We start from the raw sequence: 20987 nt of genomic DNA, 5'->3' as shown, positions 1-20987 counted from the left end.
TCATGAAATTCCCACGTCGCCTGTCAACGTTGACAGTTGCCGGGCATCGATCTCAGTAGTGAGATGAGGACATTGGCACACGCGGCGCCCGATGATCGCCACGTGTGCCGTTTTTTCCCGCCTCGTCATGCATGCGCCCGTATGGCCATGCTTTATCCCGGAGATCGATCATGAACTTCAGAGATTCGTTCCGTCTCATGCCGCGACTGCGCACTCAGGACGATAGCGTCGGCACAATGGTGCTGCAAGCGCCGCGCGTGCTGGACGCGGAGACTTACGGCGGGATCGGCTATCGGAGTTTGCACAACATCGGGCAACCGATTGTCGTGCTGGTGCCGTGGAGCAACGATTTCCAGCAGAACGACACGCTGCGGCTCTACTGGGGGCTGGATGACGTGCCGGCTGCTGCGACGATCATCCGCAATGTGAACGACGCGTCGTATCCGCTGGACGTGCCGGTACAGCATGTGCTCGATATCGGCGACGGCCTGATCGACGTCTGGTTCGATCAGGTGTCGAACATCAGTGGCGAGATCACGAAGTCGCCCGTCGTGCAGATTCTGGTCAAGCAGACGATCCCCGGCGGTGAAGATCCCGACCAGTCCACGCCGTCGATCAACGAAAATCTGCTCAAAGCGGTGTTGCCTCCCGGTCCGATTGAGCCGCCGATTCCTGCCGAAGGACTGCCGGTCACGATCCCGAAGTGGCTGAACATGGCCGAGGGCGACCGGCTCACCGTGTACTGGGGTTCGCAAACGCTGCCCACGGTTACGATGCAGCCCGGCGACGTCGGCAATGACATCGTGGTGATGGTCGACGAGGAGACCATCAAGGAAGCCGGTGACAGCGACAAGCTGGCGGTTACCTACGGCATTTACGATGCTGTCACGAACTACTCGCTGCGTGCGCCGCCCGCGTTCATCGAAGTGGATGTGGGCGATGCGATCTACACGCCACCGGCATTGATCGGTGCACCCGGCAACGTGCTTGACTTCGACGGACTGGGCGGGCGCGATGCAACGGCGATTGTGATGATGAATGGCGACCTGAGCGCAGGCGACATCGTCGAACTGGTCTTCGACGGACGTTCCGACGACGGTCTGCCGGTGACCTTCTCGGTGACGCACCCGTGGGCAGACCCGATGGTCGAGTTCCTGCTGCCTAACGCGAGCCTCGCGCCCGTCGTGCCGGGTGAAGGGTCGCTGTTCTATCGGGTGACCGATAGCGGCGGGGTGAGCAAAGGGCGCTCGCGTCGGGCACATTACACGATCACGGGCACCCCGCAGCAATTAGCCGCTCCGGTCGTGCGCGAAGCCGAGGGCGATCAACTGGATCCGGCGAAAGCACAGGGCGGGGCGAATGTCGACATCGAAGCCTGGGCAGGCATGGCTCCCGGCGACCTGGTGATGTTGCAGTGGGTCGGCACCAATGCCGACGGCGAGTCCGAGAGTCACTACGATCAGGCCTTGGTGGAATTCGGTCAGGAGGGCGAACCGGTGCATTTCATTGTGCCGTTCAACAAGGTGCTGGCGTTGGCGGGCGGACAGGTCACCGTCTCCTATACGGTGCGCTCCGGCGACAGCTTCCGCGACTCGGACACGCTCACGCTGTCAGTGCTGGAGACGACTCAGCTCCCCCCGCCGATCGTGCAGGGCGAAGTGGGCGGTGAGCTGGACCCCGCCCTCGTACCCGATGGCGCCAAGCTCACGATTCCCGCGTGGCCGGGCATGGCCGTAGGCGATTACGCGACGTGGTTCTGGAACGGCATGGCGGAGGGGGGCAGTGCCTCGGATACGGTGCAGGTCTCTGAGGTCGGTCCGATCGAAGTGGTGGTGCCGCGTGCGGTGATCGAAGCGAACGCCAACGGCCGTGACCGGGTGAGCGTGCTGTATCAGGTCGCACCTGCAGGGGGCGAGCCGCTGACGTCGTTGGCGAGAGAGTTCAACGTGCTCCCGCTGGGCTCCGCACGGTTGCCGCCACCGCGTGTGGAGGAGGCCATCGACGGCATTCTCGATCCCGATGACCTCGAACTCGACGCGACCGTGATTGTGGAAGCGTACGAAGGCATGGCGCGCAACGATGTCGTGACGATCTGGTTCGCCAAGGACTCCGTGGCCGAGTTCTGGGACGAATTCAAGATTACCGACAATGGCGTGGGCAACCCGGTGAAGCTGTACGTGCCGCGTGAGAACGTCGAGCGGCTCGATGGCCTGAAGATCATCGTCACCTACACGGTTGAGAAAGAGGGGGTGATCACGGCGTCGGAAGATTTGATGATCGAGGTGAGCAAGACCATCGTGTGGCCAGCGCCGACGGTGAAGGAAGCCACTGGCGACTATCTCCCCGACGGGGCCTACCCGCGCGGCGCGACGATGGTCGTGACATGGCATACGAGCATGCGGCCGGGCGACGAACTCGACATCTACTGGGGAGAGCCGCCGCAGCAGTACCACGACGGCATCGGCATCGACGACCCGGAGAACTACGAGTTCCGGATCGAAAAGGACATCGTCGACCAGTGGTTCGAGCAGCAAGTGCCGGTGTACTACACCATCACACGCGGCAATCGGGTGATGCCATCGGAGGTGCTCAATCTTCGTGTGGCACTGGCGGTGCCGAACCTCACGGCACCTGATGTGAGAGAGGCGACGCAGGGCGTGCTCAAGCCTATCGACGTGCGTCAGGGCGCCACCGTCGTCATCAGTTACGAGGGCATGACGGCAGACGACTCGATCCAGTTGGATTGGGACGGCGACGCCAGCTTTGCGGCCGTCGCGGGCGATCCGTCCGGCTCCGTGACGATTACCGTGCCGCCGGAAAAAATCGCCCCCACCGTCGGGCGCACGATTCCGGTGAAGTACACGGTCGACCGTAACGGGTTCGGTACCGAGTCGCCGACGCTCAATCTGATTGTCCAGGACTTCCTGCCGGGCAATTTGCCGCTCGCGACCGTGGTCGAGCAAAAGGGCGGCGTGTTGAGCTTGTCGGACTTCGAGGGCGATGCCACGGCACGCCAGCCTGCATGGCCGCTCATGGCCGAAGGGCAGCGAATCTGGTGGCGCCTGTACGGCACGCAGATCAACGGCAACCGTCTGACGATCACGTTCGAGAGCGGGCATGCGATTACGGCCGCCGAAGCGGGCAAGCCTCTGGACCGGTTGCTGCGTCGTGTGGATCTGGAGAAGCTTCAGGACGGCTCGGACTTCACTCTGGAGGTCAAGGTCACGCTCGACGGCAGCCCGAACGAAGCGGATGCCGTGGTGTTCCGCGTGCGAACACTGCGCTTCTCGCAGGGACTCTCGCTGCCCGCGCCGGAAGTCATCGGTGCGGTGAACGACGAAATCGATGCCATCGACGCCATCGACGGTGTCACCGTCCAGGTGACCTATGAGGACATGGCGGCGACCGACCAGATCGAGCTGTTCTGGGACGGTGAGTCTGTCGGGCAGGTGGCGGGCGATGCGAGCGGTTCGGTGGAGATCGACGTTGTGGCCGATAAGGTGGTCCCGTACCTCGGAAAAACGTTGCCAGTGCATTACACGGTGACGCGAAATGCAGCGACGACGCCGTCCGGTGTGCTGGATCTGGCCATCGACGACTTCGACGCGGGCGAACTGCCGGATCCGGTCATTCCGCAGGCTGCCAACAACGTACTGAAGCTGTCGAGTTTCCAGGGCAACGCACAGGTCACGGTAGCACCGTGGCCGGCGATAGCCCTCGGCCAGAAGTACTGGCTGCGCTGTTACGGCACGCTGGAAAACGGCACGGAAGACATGATCGAGCTGGCGAAAGCGTCATCGGTCTCGGCCGCGGAAGTGACGGATGGGCTGGATGTGGCGATTCCACGTGCGCGGCTCGAAGCGTTGCGGGACAAGTCGGACTTGCGCGTGGAATTGAAGGTGACGTTCGACGCCACCACCGATGAACAGCGCGCGCTGACTTTCCCGCAACGTCGCTATACGATGGATCTCTCGGAGGCGATCGCGATTGAGCCGGGGACGATGACGTTGAGTGGGTTCGTCGTAAAGATGGGAGACTGGACCCCGACCGGGGAGGACGCGGATGGCAACACCGAAACGCGTCAGGCGACGGGAGGCGTGCCCCCGTACCGATACGTATCGAGTAATCCACGGATCGCAACGGTAGACATCGATGGGAAGGTCTCGGGCGAACGCAACGGCAGTGCGACTATTACAGTCACTGACCAGGCGGGAAGTGCCGTGTCTTATCCGGTTGTGGTAAGCAATGTGTATGCAGTTATCGTTCATGCGCATTCGATGCAATTTTACGAACGCGCGCACGCTGCGAACTGGATCAACTCAGTATCGACCGCGCGGAGAATTGGCACTACTGAAATGGACATCATGAAAAAGGTGTACACGACGCCATTTCCTGCCAGCTCCAAGCACTATCTCTGGAGTGATGTGCAGGGTCAATGTGAGCAAGGATTTGGTCTTCTCTATATCAGAGGGACCGCTGGCCTGACGTGTGTCGCGAACTATAACGGCTACGGCGCGGCGTATAGTGCATGGTGCCTGGTTCCTAGACCCTGATAGCAGGCCAGTCGATTTCACTTTCACTGTCGGCCGGATGTTCAGCATTGATGTTCAGTGCGTGCAATGACGCGATAGCCGTCTAATCTTCTCTCTCACCAAAGCGGGCATGGCGATCTTATCGCCATGCCCGCTCTTGCATTTTTTCATCCTTCCTCATTATTCGAGAGATCGCCCCCAGACTTATCGACCCTGCGGGCCGTGTGGGTTGCAAAGGCTGTTGGCATCATTGCCTTGCAGATTCGTTCGGATCCCGGAGTGCTTAACCGAAACACTCCGGAATTCACTTGGCTATCTCAAAAAATGAGCGATCTTTGAAGGTTAATTCCTGCGGTCTGCTTGATGATTTTCATACCTGTCAACGTTGACAGTTTTCGCTGCATTTCGCCCTCGCTAATCTGCCTTCATCTACTAACGATGGAGGTTTGGAATGCGAGTCGATGTCATGCGCGGTGCTCAGTTGATCCCATCTGCAAGAGGCGAACTCGCGCGCTTTCGCCATCGGGTCTTCGTGCAGAAACTTGGATGGGAGATGAAGTCTTCATCTCAGTTCGGAATGTCGAAGGATGGTGAGGAATCCGATGAATATGATCGGGACGACACTATTTATGTCACGCTTCGGCATGAGGACGCTATCGTCGGATGTGCCCGCCTGTTGCCGGCTACGCATCGCTATCTGCTCGGCGATCATTTTCCCCATCTCGTAGACGATCTTCCGGCGGCGATTCACATGGGAGACGGTTTCGACATGGGGGAAGGCGCTTACGCGCATGGCGCATCGCATACGCCCGTATGGGAGCTTTCACGATTCGCTTGGGAGCCGCCGCATGCCGAGGGTTTTGAGTCCGACTGCGCCCCGGGGCAGCAGTCCATGCAAGGGGCTCGGGAATTGTTGCGTGCTGCGGTATTCACCGCCAGTTCGTTAGGAGCGCGACGGCTGATCGGTGTCACATTCGTCAGTCTGGCGCGTTTGTTCGTGCGCATTGGCGTGCCGACACACAAGCTCGGTGCGGCTTACCGCATCGATGGCCGTCTGGTGGCGGCGTACCGGATCGACATCGACGCGACGACATGCACTGCCCTGGGCTTGTCCTGGCGCAGCATGACGAACTAACGTAATTAAGTCGGCGCATCGCTGCGCCGGCGCTTCCCGTGTCCTCGATGTCTTGACGGCAACCCTAAGCTATCGCCGTATTAACGCCACATTACGAGCCGGATAGCGCTTTGTACCTTGTTCCTGCAACCTGTCTTGTCGAGGCAGTTGCGAATATGAAAGTTGACCGTGCGTGTCGAGATACCCAGAATGTCGCCGATTTCATCGGCGGTTTTCCCTTCTGCGGTCCAGAGCAGCACCTCACGTTCCCGGGTCGACAACGACATGATGTCGAATGGCGGCCGTTGCGGGCGCAGCAATCGGCTCATCGACTCGTGTGTGTAGTTTGCCAGGACACCCATGCCGATCTGCAATGAGTTCAGCTCGACGGAAGTGAGGATTTCTGTCGAGCGACCGAAACTCAGCAACCCGAACTCGCCGTGAGGGCCCCAACTCGATCGCGCAACGCCGTGGTTGAGACCGAAGTCGTTAGCGTCACGCCATAACTCGGGCGCCGCAGGCAAGGCGGGATCGCGCCAGGACAAAAGCTGATCCGTATGCGCACCAACGGCGACCGTTGGATCAATGTCCAGATATCCGCTCGCGCCATAGTGCGCCATCCATCCGGTCGGATAGCTGTCGAAGACTCGGACTTCTGATTGTGTCGCGCTACGGTGATGACGAAAGCCGTAGCAGCAATATTCGAATCCAATGCGTTTGGAAAACGAATCGATTCGCTGAAAAAGCTTCTGGGAGTCGGTAATCCCGTTGCAATCGTCGTGAATGGTCTCAAGCAAATGCATCAAGGCAGACATGATGTCTCCAGGGGAATGAGGCTGATGCTTGTGCGTTCAACTGTTGTTAGAGACACCATTTTCCAAAGCGCAAGACGCCCCTTCACGGTGAATGTCACCATGCCGGCCCCTGGGTCGATTTAATGCGTCGGAGTTTTAAATTGAATACAAAAAAGATGGTGTCGCTGACGTTTGCAATCGTTTCGCACGCCGTGGCAATGCAATAAATCGAAAGCTACGTATCGGTGTCGAGCAACGCTGGTTGCATGTATGAACTTAGATTCGTACACCGATGCGCTGAAGAATATCAAGCGAGTTAGGCGATTTCAATGTGCGCATCGAAAATATCGAAAAACGAGACCTCTCGAATTTCAAGATATTATTTCGTTGTTTTTTTCGGCGTAGAATTAAAAAATTTGTCTGAAAATCACACTCGTTTATGGGGCTGCTGTACTTGTATTTTTTTGCCCGATGTTTTGTTGAGAATGATTTTCAGTGATGCTAGGGGTTTATGCTTAATTTTGCAAGTGTTAATTAATTTTTCATTTAATTGGTATTTGGATTCTGGTGCCCGTGTGTTATCGCTTTATCAAACGGATGGTTGAAGAAGTTGATTTATTGTCTTCGATCTCGTTGAGTTAATTTGCACACAATATGCGATAGCGCACGGCGCGGCACTCACGGGGTTCGGGCAGGCACGCCGCCCGAGCCATCGTGAGGCCGCTCAAAGCCCCGCTCAGAACGCCGCGCTGTAGATTGCGAAAGCGTCGGCTTCCTTCACTTCGCGGGGGTTGTTCACCAGCAGGCGGGTCTGGAGCATGGCGTCGCTGGCCATGCGCGCGATGTCATCCTGCTTGACGCCGACTTCGCGCAGCGTGCGGGGAATGGCGGTGTCGACGATCATCGATTCGATGTGCCGGATGAGGGCATCGGTCTTCGCTTCATCGCTGCCCGTGGCGCCGCCCGGCAGAATCACGTCGGCCAGTTCGGCGTAAAGCGCGCTCGCGGCGCTCGCGTTGAAGCGCATGACGTGAGAGAGCACCAGGGCGTTCGACAGGCCGTGTGCGACGTGGAAGATGCCGCCGATCGGATAGGCCAGCGCGTGAACGGCAGCCACCGGCGAGTTCGCGAACGACTGTCCGGCGAACATGGCGCCCACGAGCATCGCTTCACGCGCGCGGCGATCGTTGCCGTCGTTGCAGGCGGGTAGCAGATTGCGCGAGAGCAGTTCCAGCGCCTTGACGGCGAGCATGTCCGAGATCGGGTTCTTCAGATGCGCAGACGTGTAGGCTTCGATGGCGTGCACCATCGCGTCGATGCCAGTGGCGGCGGTGGCTGCGCGCGGCAGGCCGAGCGTGAGTTCCGCGTCGAGAATCGCCAGATCCGCGAAGAGTTGCGGTGCGACCACACCCATCTTCGTCGTCTCGCCGGTCGTGACGATCGACACGGCGGTGACTTCGGAGCCGGTACCGGCGGTCGTCGGCATCTGGACGAGCGGCAGGCGCGAGCCCGTCACCTTCTTCACACCGTACATCTCCTTGATCGACTGCGTGCCCGGCAGCAGCACGGCGAGCAGCTTGGCCACGTCCATCGACGAACCGCCGCCCAGACCCAGCACGATCTCGGCGTCGGCGGCACGTGCGCGCTCGGCGGCTTCGAGCACCACGTGCTCGGGCGGATCGGCGATCACGTCGTCGATCACGGCGACTTGCCAGTCGTGTTTGGCCAGATCGGCCAGCGCCGGGGCGAGCAAGCCGCTCTTGTGCAGGAAGCCGTCCGTGACGACGCACAGACGCTTGCCTGCGGGAAACTGCTCGCGCAGCAGGGCGCCGAGACGGCGCGCTGCACCGAATTCGACGACGACGGTGGGGACCGTCTGGAAACGAAACGCATTCATGATCGTTTTCCTTGTGAAGCTTGTGGGTAATGAGCGATACGACCGGGGCGACGGCTGGCGTTACACGACCATCTGGCCGCGATCGATTCGGTAGACGTCGTCGAGCACGGCGCCGGCGTGCTGCAAGTCGGCGCCGGAGAGAATCACGGCAAGGCCTTCGCCACGCATCTGTCCGATCACTTCGGCAATGCGTTTCGACAGTGCAGGGGCCACGCCTTCGAACGGTTCGTCGAGCATCAGCAGGCGCGAACTCGTCATCAGGGCGCGTCCGACGGCCACCAGTTTCTGCTGACCTCCCGACAATTGCAAGGCGCGACGCGGCGCCCATTCGCGGGCTTCCGGAATGATGCGATACACCTTGTCCAGACGCGTTTGCACGTCTTTCGCCTTCAGTGCCCAGGCAGGCACGCAGAGGTTCTCTTCGACCGTCATGTCCGGAATCAGACGGCGATCTTCCGGCGCGTAGCCGATGCCCAGCGACGTGCGTTCGTGCGAGGGCGCCTTGACCAGATCCACACCGTCGAACGACAGCGAGCCGCCGTTGGACTTCACCAGTCCCATGATCGCGCGCAGCGTGGTGGTCTTGCCTGCGCCGTTACGGCCGATGAGGCCGACGATGGCGCCTTTCGGCACCGAGAAGCGCACCCCGCGAAGAATGTCGGTCGCGCCGAAGCGCACGTTCAGGTTGTCGACTTCAAGCATGGTGCACTCCGGCTGTCGTATTTCCCGCATTTCCTGAATGGGCTGCATGGCCGGCAGCGGGCGTCGCAGCCACCGTCTCGCCAATGATCAATTCGCGCACCTGTGCGTCGGCCAGCACCACGTCGGGGGTGCCGTCGGCCAGAATGCGGCCGTCGCAGAATGCCAGCACGCGATGGCTGTAACGGCGCACGATTTCCATGTCGTGTTCGACGAAGAGCACCGTGATGCCGAGCGCGCGCGCGGCGTCGAGCACGCGGTTCATCACGTCGAACTTCTCTTCCGCGGCCACGCCCGAGGTCGGCTCGTCGAGCAGCAGGACTTCCGGTTTGCAGACCATGGCGAGCGCGATGTCCAGCAGCTTGCGAACGCCTTCAGGCAGCGTGCCCGAAATCATGTCGGCAAACTCCAGCACGCCAAGACGCGCCAGACTCTCGTTGGCCAGCTCGGCGGGCAGACCGGAGATCGCGAGTGCGATCTCGATGTTCTCGCGTGCGGTCTGCGAGCCGAAGAGCTGCGGAATCTGGAACGAACGCGCGATGCCCAGCCGCGTAATCTTGCGCGGCGCGAGACCCGTGATGCGCTTGCCACGGAAGACGATTTCACCGCGATCCGGCTTGATATAGCCCGTGAGCATGTTGACGAAGGTCGTCTTGCCCGCGCCGTTCGTGCCAATCAGTCCGACCACGCTCTGCGCGTCGATGTTGACGGTGATGTCCTTCGCGGGCGTGACGCTGCCGAAGGTCTTGTGCAGACCCGTGGCTTCAATGATGTGTTTCGATGTCATAGGGGGCCCCTTCGTATCAGGCATCGCCCGAGGCGGTGGCGGTCGACGTCTGCGTGACCGGATGCGCCGCCGTGGACTTGCGACGGCCCAGGCCCAGACTCGTCAGCCCGCCCGGCAGGAACGCAATGATCGCGAGCATGATCGCGCCCATCACGATCTGCCACGTGTTCGGGGCATAGCGATAGGCCATGGCGCGTGCGACTTCCAGCAGCAGTGCACCAATGAACGGCGAGAAGGCGAAGCGGGTGCCGGAGAGCACGGCGATGAAGACGAATTCGCCCGAGGTCGTCCAGAACGCCATGTCCGGATCGATGTGCCCGATGTTGAACGCCTGCAACGCGCCGCCCAGTCCGGCGAGCGCGCCGGCGATCACGTACGTCAGATGAATGTTCGCGCGAGCCGACGTGCCCAGATACTCCACACGGATCTCGTTGTCCTTGATGGCGGGGCCCAGACGTCCCGGCGTGGAGCGCATGTACAGCGCCACGACCATCACGCACACGATGGCCGCAATGAAGCCCACGGCGAACAGGTTCGTGCCCGTGAGTTGCCACGGCTCGGCACTGCTGCCGAGCGTCGGCGCGTTCACGTTGAAGCCGTCGCTGCCGCCGAGTTCGACGTTATTGAGCAGCAGGCCATAGCAGATCATCGACAGCGCGAGCGTGAGCATCGCGAAGAAGATGTCGCGATAGCGCGCGAGCAGGAAGCCGAGCACGAACGCGAGCACTGCCGAGACGACCATCGAGAGGGCAAGCAGTGCGAACAGCTCCGTCAGGCCGTAATAGTTCATGCCAAGGCCGACGCAATACGCGCCGACGGCGAAGAACAACGCCTGACCGAACGACGCGAGTCCGGTGCGCAACAGCAGCGCGAGACCCAGCGCGACGATGCCCTTGGACAACGCCACCGACACCAGAAATTGCCACTGCGGCAGTGCGAGGCCAGCGGCGCCGATCACCACGAAGCCGGCCACGGCGAGCCACGTGCCGGGCGCGCGCAGTTGGGAACAGATTGCGGAACTCATATCTTGCGAGCCTCCAGCGGAGCGAAGATGCCTTTCGGACGCACAGCCAGCACCAGCGCCATGACGATGTAGATGGAGAACAGCTCGCCTTGCGGCCAGTAGTGCACGGCGCTGGCGCGTACCAGGCCCACGAGCAACGCACCGAACGCTGCGCCGGGCAGCGAGCCGAGTCCGCCAATGACGACCACCGCGAACGTGAGCACCACGATCTCGACGCCCATGCCGGGCGCGACCGACACCGTGGGGGCGGTGAGCGCACCGCCGATGGCCGCGAGCACGGCGCCTGCCATGAACGTCACCACGAAGTAGCGGCTCACGCGAATGCCCATCGCCTGACTGACTTCGCGGTCATGAATCACCGCGCGCAGCAGACGGCCGCTACGGGTGTACTTCAGGAACGCCGTGAGGCCGATGCCGGCGACGAGCGCCACGCCCACGATCAGGAAGTTGTAGTTCGGATAGGAAAGGTCGCCGAGATCGAAGTTGCCGAGGAAGCTGTACGGCTCGGACACCGAATACGGATCGACGCCCCAGACGAGCTTGATCGCGTCTTCCATGATCAGGAAGAGGGCGTATGTCACGAGCAGCAGCACCACAGGGTCCTGCCCGTAGAAGCGCTTCAGAATGCCGCGCTCCATGATGAAGCCAATCGCGCCGCCGGCGACGATGGCCGCCAGCACGAGCAACAGATAGCTCACGTAGAGGTTGCCGCCCTGGGCGACCCACGGGCCGATCAGCGTCACGCCGGCGTACGCGCCCAACGCGTAGAGGCTGCCGTGTGCCATGTTCAAGATTTTGAGCACGCCGTAGACGAGGGTCAGTCCCAGAGCAACCAGGAACAGCCACGCGGCGTACATCACCCCGTCCACCAGGACGGCGTAGATCTGCGACATCTCGCATTCTCCTTGGAACGCAGAGCGGGGAGCGACTTAGGTGCGTCGGTCCGGCTCTGCGGGTACTGCTTCATTTCCGGGAGGGCGAGCGGACTCGCCCGTCCCGGCTTGGTGCCTTGTAAAACGTCCTGAAGGACGTCTTCAATTACGTCTTGATGCCCCGGTGATGCGGGCGTAGGGCTTGGACTTAGTGCTTCAGGCCGCCCTTGATCCAGTCGGCCGACTTCACGCCTTCGGGCGGCGTGACTTCCGCGATCGAGTACTGCTTCACGTCGGTCACGGTGACCTTGCCATTCACGTTCTTCACGATGCCGAACGCCGTGCCTTGCGCGGCCTGATGGCCCTTGCCCAGCGTCAGACCGATCTTCCCGGCCGGTGCGTCGAAGGCGAGATGTTCGAACGACGCGATGACCTGCTCGGGCGTCGGCTGCTTGCCGCCGTTGGCCGCCTGCGCCTTCTCATAGGCGGCCTTGAGCGCCAGAATGCTCTGGTTCATCTTGTACGACGGGTAGCTCGGGGTGTCGTTGAACTTGGCGCTGTAGGCCGTGCGCAGCCAGCGGTTCAGCGCGTTGTCCGGGGCAAACATGCCGTACATGCCGCGTGCGCCGATGATCACGCCGTCAGGCAGACGGGTCTTGCCGTGCGTGGCGGTCTCACCGGCGGTCAGCACCGTCAGCGACTTCTTGAACAGATCGCGGGGTCCGGCCTGCACCACGAGACCTTCCAGATCGCCGCCCCAGAAGCTCGAATGCAGCACATCCGGGTGTGCGGCGAGCAGGCTCGAAATACCGGCGTTGTACTGACCCGCGCCCAGTTGCGGCATTTGCGAGCTCACGGATTTCGCGTTCGGCTTGAGGACCTTGAGCGTGCCTTCGAAGTCGGCCCAGGCGTCCTGACCCCAGGCGTAGTTCTGGTTGATCCCGGCGTACGTTTGCAGATCGGGCTTGCGCTCGGCGACGTAACGCGCGGCGCCGACGTTGTCCATCGTGGCCGTGGCGACCGGACGGAACACGTACTTGAAGCTGGCGTCTTCGAACACGCGCGGCGTGCCGCAATCGAAGAACAGCGTGACCTTCTTCATTTCTTCGGCGACCGGGGCGATGGCCAGGCAGTTGCCCGACGACGTGTAGCCAACGACATAGTCCACGCCCTGATTGAGCAGGTTGCGGTACTCGCTGACCTGCTTGCTCGTGCTGCCCGCTTCGTCGATGTAGACGAGTTCGATCGGCGCGCCACCGAAGCCCTTCGTGGCGTACGGCGCAGGCACCTTGCCGGCGTTGAGTTCGGCTGCGGTGACTTCTGCGGCGTTCTTCGCCGGCACACCGAACGGACCGGCCGCGGCGCCCGACATGAAGGTGACGATGCCGATCTTGATCGGCTTCGCATCGGCGTGTGCCGTGGTGGCAACCGAGGCGATGGCGGCGCCGGCCGCAAGTGCGAGAGCGAGCGGCTTCATGCCGCGCTGGATGACGCGCTTCATACTGGTTTCCTTTGGTGGTGTTGCGACCTTGCCGGTCGACTTTGGGACGTGCGGAGTCTGATGCCCCGGTGCGGTGCCCGGGCCGGCCGGAGGCGTTGACGTCATCCGGCCGGCCCCTTACCTCACACTTGCAGGCACAGGTACTTCATTTCGAGGTATTCCTCGATGCCGTAGCGCGAGCCTTCGCGGCCCACCCCGGATTGCTTGATGCCGCCGAACGGGGCGACTTCGTTGGAGATGAGGCCGGTGTTCAGGCCGACCATGCCGTACTCTAGTGCCTCTGACGTGCGCCAGGCGCGTGCGATGTCGCGTGTATACAGATAGGCGGCGAGGCCGAATTCGGTGTCGTTCGCCAGCGCGATGGCGTCTTCGTCGCGGGTGAAGCGGAAGAGCGGGGCGACCGGGCCGAAGATTTCTTCGCGGGCCATGCGCATTTGCGCGGTGGCGTCGGCGAGCACGGTCGGCGCGTAATAGGTGCCGCCCAGCGCATGCGCGGCGCCGCCCACGAGCACGCGTGCGCCGCGCGACTTGGCGTCTTCCACGAGCGTCACGACCTTGTCCACGGCCTTGCCTTCGATCAGCGGGCCGATGACCACGCCGTCTTCCAGCCCGTTGCCGACCTTCATCTCGGCCACACGTGCGGCGAACTTCTCGGCGAAGGTGTCGTAGATGCCGTCCTGAATATAGAAGCGGTTCGCGCAGACGCACGTCTGACCGCCATTGCGGTACTTCGCTGCGAGCGCGCCCTCGACGGCGGCATCGATATCGGCATCGTCGAACACGATGAACGGTGCGTTGCCGCCGAGTTCCAGCGACAGGCGCTTGATCGTGGGGGCGCACTGCGCCATGAGCAGGCGGCCCACGCCGGTCGACCCGGTGAACGACAGCTTGCGCACGCTCGGGTGAGACGTCAGCACGCCACCCACGGCGCGGGCGTCACCGGTGACGACCTGGAACACCCCGGCCGGAATACCGGCGCGGTGCGCGAGTTCGGCTAGCGCGAAGGCGGACAGCGGCGTGAGTTCCGACGGCTTGACGACGATGGCGCAGCCGGCGGCCAGCGCCGGCGCGACCTTGCGCGTAATCATCGCTGCCGGGAAGTTCCACGGCGTGATGGCCGCGCACACGCCGACCGGCTGCTTGAGCGTGACGATGCGCTTGTCGGCGGCGGGCGTGGCGAGCACGTCGCCATCCACCCGTTTGGCTTCTTCGGCGAACCACTCGATGAAACTGGCGGCGTAAGCGATTTCGCCGCGTGCTTCGGACAGCGGCTTACCCTGCTCGCGGGTCATGAGGTACGCGAGATCTTCCGTGTTCGCGATCATCAGGTCGAACCAGCGGCGCAGCACATTGGCGCGCTCCTTGCCGGTGCGTGCGGCCCACGGCTTTTGTGCCGCTTCGGCGGCAGCCACGGCACGCGTGGTTTCTTCCGCGCCGAGTTCCGGCACCTTCGCCAGTACTTCGCCGGTGGCGGGGTCGAGCACGTCGAAAGTCTTGCCGCTGTCAGCCGCGATCCATTGACCGTCGACCCAGGCGAGTGTCTTGAAGAGTTGGGTGTCTTTGAGTTGCATGGCAGTTGGCCGGCGATGCCGGCGTTTCCTTCTGGAAGGAACGAGGAGCGGCCCGCGGCAGTGTCTCAGTTTGTCGCTTGCCGTTCGATCTATTGAACAGTATTCTATGTATTGAATGTGATTCTACGTATTGAACGTTTCGGGTGCAACTAAGGGGTTTTCCTAGGGCGTCAATGAGAATGACTTGCCCGTACCATGCTGGCGGCGTGCGCGCCCGGCATGAAGACGTGACCCGCGCCGCAGCACGATGTCGACAACTTTTCCAGAGATCCCCGAGACTTCCGATTCATGCCAAAGCGCAAACTCGATCTGCCTGCCAACGCCTCTCTCGCTGCTGCCCCCCATTCCGACGAGCCGCTCAAGACCACCGCGCCTGCCGTGGTGCGCGCGGTGCACATCCTCGATGTGATTGCGGCCTCGTCTGAACCGGTGGCGCTGGCCGATCTGGCGCGGGAGACCGGCGTGCCCAAGAGCACGCTGCATGGGCTGTGCGATACGCTGGTCAAGCTGCGGCTGGTGAAGCGTCACGCCAATGGCGGCATGACGATGGGGTCGTACGTGATGGGATGGGCGAACGCGTTTCTGTCGCAGACCAATATCACCGAGGAGTTCCGGGCGGTCTGGGAAGCCTCGCGTGCGTTTGCGCAGGAGACGGTGACGCTGTCCGTGCTCGATGGCGCCGAGGTCATCTATCTGGCCTGTCATAACGGCAATCGCCCGCTGGGCGTGACGTTCCGCATTGGCATGCGCTTGCCCGCGCCGTACACCGCCACCGGCAAGGCCATGCTCTCGACGCTACCGCCGGGCGAGGCGGCCGACCTGCTCGCGGGCGCCTGGCCGGTGCCGCTCACGCGCGCCAGTGTGGGTACGTATCCGGCTTTGGCGGAGGAAATGGCGCAGGTGCGGCGCGACGGTTACTCGATCGATAACGGGCAGATGCGCGAGGGCATGATCTGTTTCGGCGCGCCGGTGTTCGATGCGAGTGGCGAGCGTGCCGTCGCGGGACTGGCGGTCAGTTTCCTGACCAACGAAATCGACGCGCAGACCGGGCAGCGGATCGGGCGTCAGATGCGCGAGCTGGCCGATCAGTTGTCGGTGCGTCTTGGCGCGCCGTCGCGGCGTTGAGATTGCGTGGCGACATCCTCACGAAACGTCACGAAAACCCTCATGCGGATGGGGGAAAACGCAGTCATGTGTCGGACGTGACGTTCGTGTGTCATTGAATGGATCTCACGTCGTATTCGGGGAACTGTTTCGCAAACGCACGCAACCTGCTGCGCCTGACGCCGCGAATCTCCCTATAATTGCCCCGCGATTTACAGGGGAATTGAAGGCGAATCGCACGTGAATTGAGCATTCACGCCCTTCGGTCGCGGCCAGCGCGTGCGTGCGCATCGCGCACCGCGCGATCCCTCGCTCTGCGGCGTGTTTTCACCGCCCGGCTTCGCTGTCAGCGTGCCGTCATCTGCCTGTCAGTTTCACGTTCGTCGTCCGACAGCGTCCCGCAGTCATTCGATTGTTATCTTTAGCGGAACAGTCATGTCCACGAATGCGGGCTATTCCCTAGGGGTTATCACTGGCATTATCTGGCCTTGACTGATGTCCAGACAAGCCAGAGGAAGCGTAGGGAAGCGCGATCCCGGCGGTGCCATGGGGCGGACATCCAATAGGGAAGCACTACGCCATGTCCAATATCGCAATCGTTTATTACTCGCAAGGCGGCGCGACCGCCATGATTGCTCATTCCGTCGCGCAAGGCGTGAACGACGCCGGCGCACACGCACAACTTTTCAGCATCGAGCCGCACCAGTTCGTCGATGGGCAATGGCACGACGAAGCCATGCTGTCGCGTCTGGCCGCAGCCGATGCCATCATCTTCGGCGCACCGGCCTTCCAGGGCGGTATCGCGACGGCATTCAAGGCGTTTGCCGACGCGACCACCGGCATGTGGCGCGCCCGTAGCTGGCGCAACAAGGTCGCGGGCGGCTTCTCGTTCAGCTGCCGTTCGGGCGAAGACAAGCGCAACACGCTCGACTACTTTGCCGCGCTGGCTGCACAGCACGGCATGGTGTGGGCCGACGCCGAAGCCGATGACACCGACTTCGAGATGCGCGGCGCGGCGCGTTCGCCAATCACGCGCTTCGCCGGAGATTTTCCGGCGGTCACGGCACCGGGCGTGGAGGTCGACGCGGCCTACGCGCTCGACCCGGCCGATGTCATTGCCGGCAAGCAGTACGGCCGCAATGTCGCAGCGCTGGTGGCGCGTCTGGCCGGCGAAGTGCTGGAATCGCCGGCGGTGCTCGCACGTCGGGCGCTGGAGGCAGCGGAGCGTCGTCTGTAAAGCGAAGGAAGGAAAGCCAGCCGCGTCGGCCGCACGCAGGGCGTGCGTCGGGGCAGCCAGGCCAGTGAAGACAAACGGCACGTCGAGTGATCTCACTCGCGTGCCGTTTGTCTTTGCGGGATGTGATTCCTGGTACGGAAACCCGCGGTGACGTCAGTTGCTCGGGGCGCTCTCTGCCGGTTCGGCGTGGATTTGCAGGACGGCGTCGCGCTTGGCCAGCAGGTGCTTGCGCAGAATCTCGCCCAGACGTTTGCCATCGCGCTTTTCGAGCGCATCGATCATCTGCTCGTGCTCGTCGATGGCGCGATCCCATTTGTCCGTACGGAAGTTCGAGCGAAAGCGCAGGGCCATCAGGCGCCGGTTGATCGACACATAGGTCTGACGCAGGGCCCCGTTGCGCGCAGCTTCGTTGATGCGATCGTGAATCGCCTGATTGCGCGCGTAATAGCCCGGCAGATCCTGTTGTGCGCGGCACGCGAGCATGGCGTAGTGCAGCGCCTTGATCTCGGCGAGTTCGACCGGCGTCATCCGCTCGGCGGCCAACTCGCCCGAGAAGGCTTCGAGCGCACTCATGAGCTCGAACATCTCGCGAATTTCCTTCTCCGTCATGCGTGCGACGCTCGCCCCGCGATTCGGCGCAATCTCGATGAGTCCCTCCGCCGCGAGCACCTTGAAGGCTTCGCGCAATGGCGTGCGGGAGATACCGAGCGTCTCGCACAACTCGCGCTCGTTGAGTTTGACGCCGGGGGAGAGCACCCCCTCGATGATGAGGCGGCGCAGGTGCTCGACGACCGTATCGTGCAAGCGAAGACGCTCGACACGCGGAATCTCTGGGGCGGAAATCGTCGACGTGTTATCCATGTTTTGCATTCAAAATCATCCTGCCATCGTCAAGCCGTATGGGCGGGATTGTAACGCACGGTATCAGGCAACCGTATCTCTAGGGTAAACGACTGTATTAAAAGCGCTTCTCACCCCTTGCGAAAGTCTCGCGCTCTGCTAAAGTATTTTGCATGCAAAATTCAAAAGCGAATTTTTGAAGAGGAGATAGACGTTCATGTTGAAGCTCGATTTCCATCCCTCGGGTCGCCATTTCCTGCAGATTCCTGGTCCGAGCCCGGTGCCGGATCGTATTCTGCGCGCCATGAGCTATCCGACGATCGATCATCGTGGTCCCGAATTCGGCGCCCTCGGTCGCAAGGTACTCGCCGACATCAAGAAGATTTTCAAGACGGAACAGCCGGTGGTGATTTATCCGGCCTCGGGCACCGGTGCGTGGGAAGCCGCGTTGTCGAACACGCTCTCGCCGGGCGACACCGTCCTCATGTTCGAGACCGGGCATTTCTCGACGCTCTGGAAGAAGATGGCCGAAAACCTCGGCCTCAAGCCGGAGTTCATCGGCCTGCCCGGCACCGAAGGCTGGCGCCGTGGCGTGCAGCCGGACATGATCGAAGCGCGTCTGCGCGCCGATACCGCGCACGCCATCAAGGCGGTGTGTGTGGTGCATAACGAAACCTCCACGGGCGTGACGTCGGACATCGCGGCGGTGCGCCGCGCCATCGACGCCGCAGGTCATCCGGCGTTGCTGCTCGTCGACACGATTTCGGGCCTCGGCTCGGCGGACTATCGTCACGACGAATGGGGCGTAGACGTTACCGTTTCGGGCTCGCAAAAGGGCCTGATGCTGCCGCCGGGCATCAGCTTCAACGCGGTCTCGCCGAAGGCCCTCGAAGCCGGCAAGCAGGCGAAGTTGCCGCGCGCTTTCTGGGGCTGGCAGGAAATCATCGAGGCGAACAAGAACGGCTACTGGCCGTACACGCCGAACACGAACCTGCTCTATGGGCTGTCCGAAGCGCTCGACATGATTCTCGAAGAAGGGCTGGACAACGTCTTCGCGCGTCACCAGCGTCTGGCCGAGGCCACGCGTCGTGCCGTGAACGCCTGGGGTCTCGAGATTCAGTGTCAGGACCCGGCCGTGTACAGCCCCGTGCTCACCGGTGTGGTGATGCCGCAGGGCGTGGACGCCGACGAAGTGCGCAAGCGCATCTACGAACGCTTCGACATGTCGCTCGGTCAGGCGCTCGGCAAGATTCGCGGCACGATGTTCCGTATCGGTCACCTCGGCGACTGCAACGACCTCACGCTCATGGCCACGCTCTCCGGCTGCGAGATGGGCCTGCAAATCTCCGGCGTGAAGCTCGCCGGTTCGGGTGTCGTGGCCGCCATGGACTACCTCGCTCAGGCAAATGACATGCCGTCGCTCAAGGTCGCTGCCTGATCTGCCGTTAGTAGTCCTTACCAGGAGACGAGGGGCGCCGCGTGGCGGTAATGCTGGGTAAGCAGCGCCTCTGAAGTAAACGCTTTAATTGTCATTCACGCGTCACAGGGCTTCATGACAGAAGAGCCCGTGACGCAGCAACACCTTTGCGTTGCCGGCTAGCTGCGGGCGGCGCTTCACAGGATGTTTCAGGAGACATGCAATGAAGCTTTTCAGAGCGACAAGGGTCGTGCTGGTGATGCTATGCGTCATGTATTTCATCACCTACCTCGATCGTGTCAACGTCAGTACGGCTGCGGCCGGCTTCGGTAAAGAGTTCAATCTGAGCAAGACGGAAATCGGTCTTGTCTTCTCGGCATTTGCCTATCCCTATCTGGTCTTTCAAATCATCGGCGGCTGGGTCAGCGACCGCTTCGGTGCGAAGCGCACGTTGCTCGTGTGCGGCGCGTTGTGGGCGGTGGCGACGATCCTGACCGGTATGGCGGGCGGTCTCGTCACGCTGTTGCTGGCGCGTCTGTTGCTCGGCCTGGGCGAAGGGGCGACGTTCCCGGCGGCCACGTCGGCCATGTCGCGCTGGATTCCGAAGGAGAAGCGGGGCTTTGCGCAGGGCATTACGCACGCGGCTTCGCGTATCGGTAACGCCGTGGCACCGGCTGTCGTAGTGTTCATCATGGCCACGCACGGCTGGCGCGAATCGTTCTACCTGTGCGGTATCGTGAGTCTGGTCTGGGTAGCGGTGTGGGCACTGACGTTCACCGAGCGTCCGCAGGATCACCCGCGCATCACGACGGAAGAACTTGCCGTGCTGCCGGCGCTCAAGGCCAAGAGCGGTTCGGTGCCGTGGGGCCCGCTGTTCAAGCGCATGATGCCCGTCACCATCGTGTACTTCTGCTACGGATGGACGCTGTGGCTGTTCCTGTCGTGGATTCCGCAATACTTCCTGCACAGCTATGACCTCGATCTGAAGAAGTCGGCGCTGTTCGCCTCCAGCGTGTTCTTTGCCGGTGTGATCGGCGACACGCTCGGCGGGATCGTCACCGACAAGCTCTACGAGCGCACGGGCAATCTGAAGCGCGCCCGTAGCTGGATGGTCTCGGTCTGCATGGCGCTCACGCTGATCTCGCTCGTGCCGATGATGTTCACGCACCATCTGTACGTGTCGATGGCCTGTCTGGCGTTCGGCTTCTTCTTCGCGGAAATGACGATCGGCCCGATGTGGGCGATCCCGATGGACGTCGCGCCGGAATACTCGGGCACGGCCAGCGGCATGATGAACACCGGTTCGGCGCTGGCGGCGATCATCTCGCCGGTGCTCTCGGGGTATCTGATCGATCGCACGGGCAACTGGGAACTGCCGTTCGTGGGCAGCATGATTCTGATGGCCGTCGGTGTGGTGCTGGCCTTCCGCATGCAGCCCGAGAGCAAGTTCTCGGTGGCGGGCGACGCCGCGCAGACGAGTAATGCGCGCCAGCCTGCCTGATGGGCAGATAGGTGCACGAACCGGTGCACGAATGACGCGCCATTCGAAGTCAAAATGAAGCGCACGATGTCTCCCTGATCGTCGCGGCTGTCGGAGG

Annotated in this window: 15 protein-coding genes; 6 read left to right on the top strand and 9 right to left on the bottom strand. The window is 62.1% G+C overall.

All coding sequences use genetic code 11. The annotated features are described in order from the left end of the window. The first annotated feature begins 170 nt into the window (after positions 1–170). Positions 171–4553, top strand: coding sequence for an Ig-like domain-containing protein (locus C5N93_RS11230; protein ID WP_242559320.1), 4383 nt, complete (start codon positions 171–173; stop codon positions 4551–4553). Positions 4554–4983: 430 nt separating this feature from the next. Next, a complete protein-coding gene (locus C5N93_RS11225; RefSeq protein WP_242559319.1) occupies positions 4984–5667 on the top strand; it encodes an acyl-homoserine-lactone synthase in 684 nt (227 codons plus the stop codon). 80 nt (positions 5668–5747) lie between these two features. Here the strand turns inward: C5N93_RS11225 and C5N93_RS11220 are convergent, their stop codons facing one another. The 8 genes from C5N93_RS11220 to C5N93_RS11185 form a co-directional block, all read right to left on the bottom strand. Beyond that, positions 5748–6461 carry an autoinducer binding domain-containing protein gene (locus C5N93_RS11220; protein WP_242559318.1) on the bottom strand — a complete coding sequence of 238 codons (714 nt, stop codon included), beginning with the start codon at positions 6459–6461 and terminating at the stop codon, positions 5748–5750. 715 nt (positions 6462–7176) lie between these two features. Then, entirely contained in the window at positions 7177–8337 is a 1161-nt protein-coding gene (locus C5N93_RS11215; RefSeq protein WP_242559317.1) for an iron-containing alcohol dehydrogenase, read from the bottom strand. A 60-nt stretch (positions 8338–8397) separates the two neighbouring features. Next, the gene (locus tag C5N93_RS11210; protein WP_242559316.1) at positions 8398–9039 is read right to left on the bottom strand and encodes an ABC transporter ATP-binding protein; all 642 of its coding nucleotides are present in this window, start codon (positions 9037–9039) and stop codon (positions 8398–8400) included. After that, positions 9032–9823: an ATP-binding cassette domain-containing protein gene (locus C5N93_RS11205; RefSeq protein ID WP_242559315.1), complete on the bottom strand. Its 792-nt coding sequence runs from the start codon at positions 9821–9823 to the stop codon at positions 9032–9034. Before C5N93_RS11205 ends, C5N93_RS11210 begins: the two co-directional genes overlap by 8 nt. A gap of 16 nt (positions 9824–9839) precedes the next feature. Continuing rightward, positions 9840–10847 carry a branched-chain amino acid ABC transporter permease gene (locus tag C5N93_RS11200; RefSeq protein WP_083254045.1) on the bottom strand — a complete coding sequence of 336 codons (1008 nt, stop codon included), beginning with the start codon at positions 10845–10847 and terminating at the stop codon, positions 9840–9842. Then, positions 10844–11740, bottom strand: coding sequence for a branched-chain amino acid ABC transporter permease (locus C5N93_RS11195; protein WP_069343349.1), 897 nt, complete (start codon positions 11738–11740; stop codon positions 10844–10846). Before C5N93_RS11195 ends, C5N93_RS11200 begins: the two co-directional genes overlap by 4 nt. Before the next feature lie 187 nt (positions 11741–11927). Continuing rightward, positions 11928–13220 (bottom strand): ABC transporter substrate-binding protein, encoded by a 1293-nt coding sequence (locus tag C5N93_RS11190; RefSeq protein ID WP_240493611.1) that lies wholly within the window; start codon positions 13218–13220, stop codon positions 11928–11930. Between the two features lie 122 nt (positions 13221–13342). Then, positions 13343–14791 carry an NAD-dependent succinate-semialdehyde dehydrogenase gene (locus C5N93_RS11185; RefSeq protein ID WP_242559314.1) on the bottom strand — a complete coding sequence of 483 codons (1449 nt, stop codon included), beginning with the start codon at positions 14789–14791 and terminating at the stop codon, positions 13343–13345. Positions 14792–15079: 288 nt separating this feature from the next. On the opposite strand from C5N93_RS11185, the gene C5N93_RS11180 reads away from it, so the two are divergent. Then, complete coding sequence (locus C5N93_RS11180; protein ID WP_242559313.1) at positions 15080–15916, top strand: IclR family transcriptional regulator; 837 nt, start codon at positions 15080–15082, stop codon at positions 15914–15916. Between the two features lie 559 nt (positions 15917–16475). Further along, positions 16476–17132 (top strand): flavodoxin family protein, encoded by a 657-nt coding sequence (locus tag C5N93_RS11175; RefSeq protein WP_242559312.1) that lies wholly within the window; start codon positions 16476–16478, stop codon positions 17130–17132. A gap of 153 nt (positions 17133–17285) precedes the next feature. On the opposite strand, the gene C5N93_RS11170 is transcribed toward C5N93_RS11175, so the two are convergent. Further along, positions 17286–18002: a GntR family transcriptional regulator gene (locus tag C5N93_RS11170; protein WP_150721267.1), complete on the bottom strand. Its 717-nt coding sequence runs from the start codon at positions 18000–18002 to the stop codon at positions 17286–17288. 187 nt (positions 18003–18189) lie between these two features. Between C5N93_RS11170 and C5N93_RS11165 the strand changes: the two genes are divergently transcribed. Beyond that, complete coding sequence (locus C5N93_RS11165; RefSeq protein WP_242559311.1) at positions 18190–19410, top strand: aminotransferase class V-fold PLP-dependent enzyme; 1221 nt, start codon at positions 18190–18192, stop codon at positions 19408–19410. Positions 19411–19612: 202 nt separating this feature from the next. Beyond that, positions 19613–20890, top strand: coding sequence for an MFS transporter (locus tag C5N93_RS11160; RefSeq protein WP_069343354.1), 1278 nt, complete (start codon positions 19613–19615; stop codon positions 20888–20890). Positions 20891–20987 lie beyond the last annotated feature (97 nt).

The sequence above is a fragment of the Pandoraea sp. LA3 genome (genome assembly GCF_022696215.1).
Classification (GTDB): domain Bacteria; phylum Pseudomonadota; class Gammaproteobacteria; order Burkholderiales; family Burkholderiaceae; genus Pandoraea; species Pandoraea capi.
Note: the sequence above shows the minus strand (reverse complement) of the source record. Positions and strands in the feature narration are given on the sequence as shown.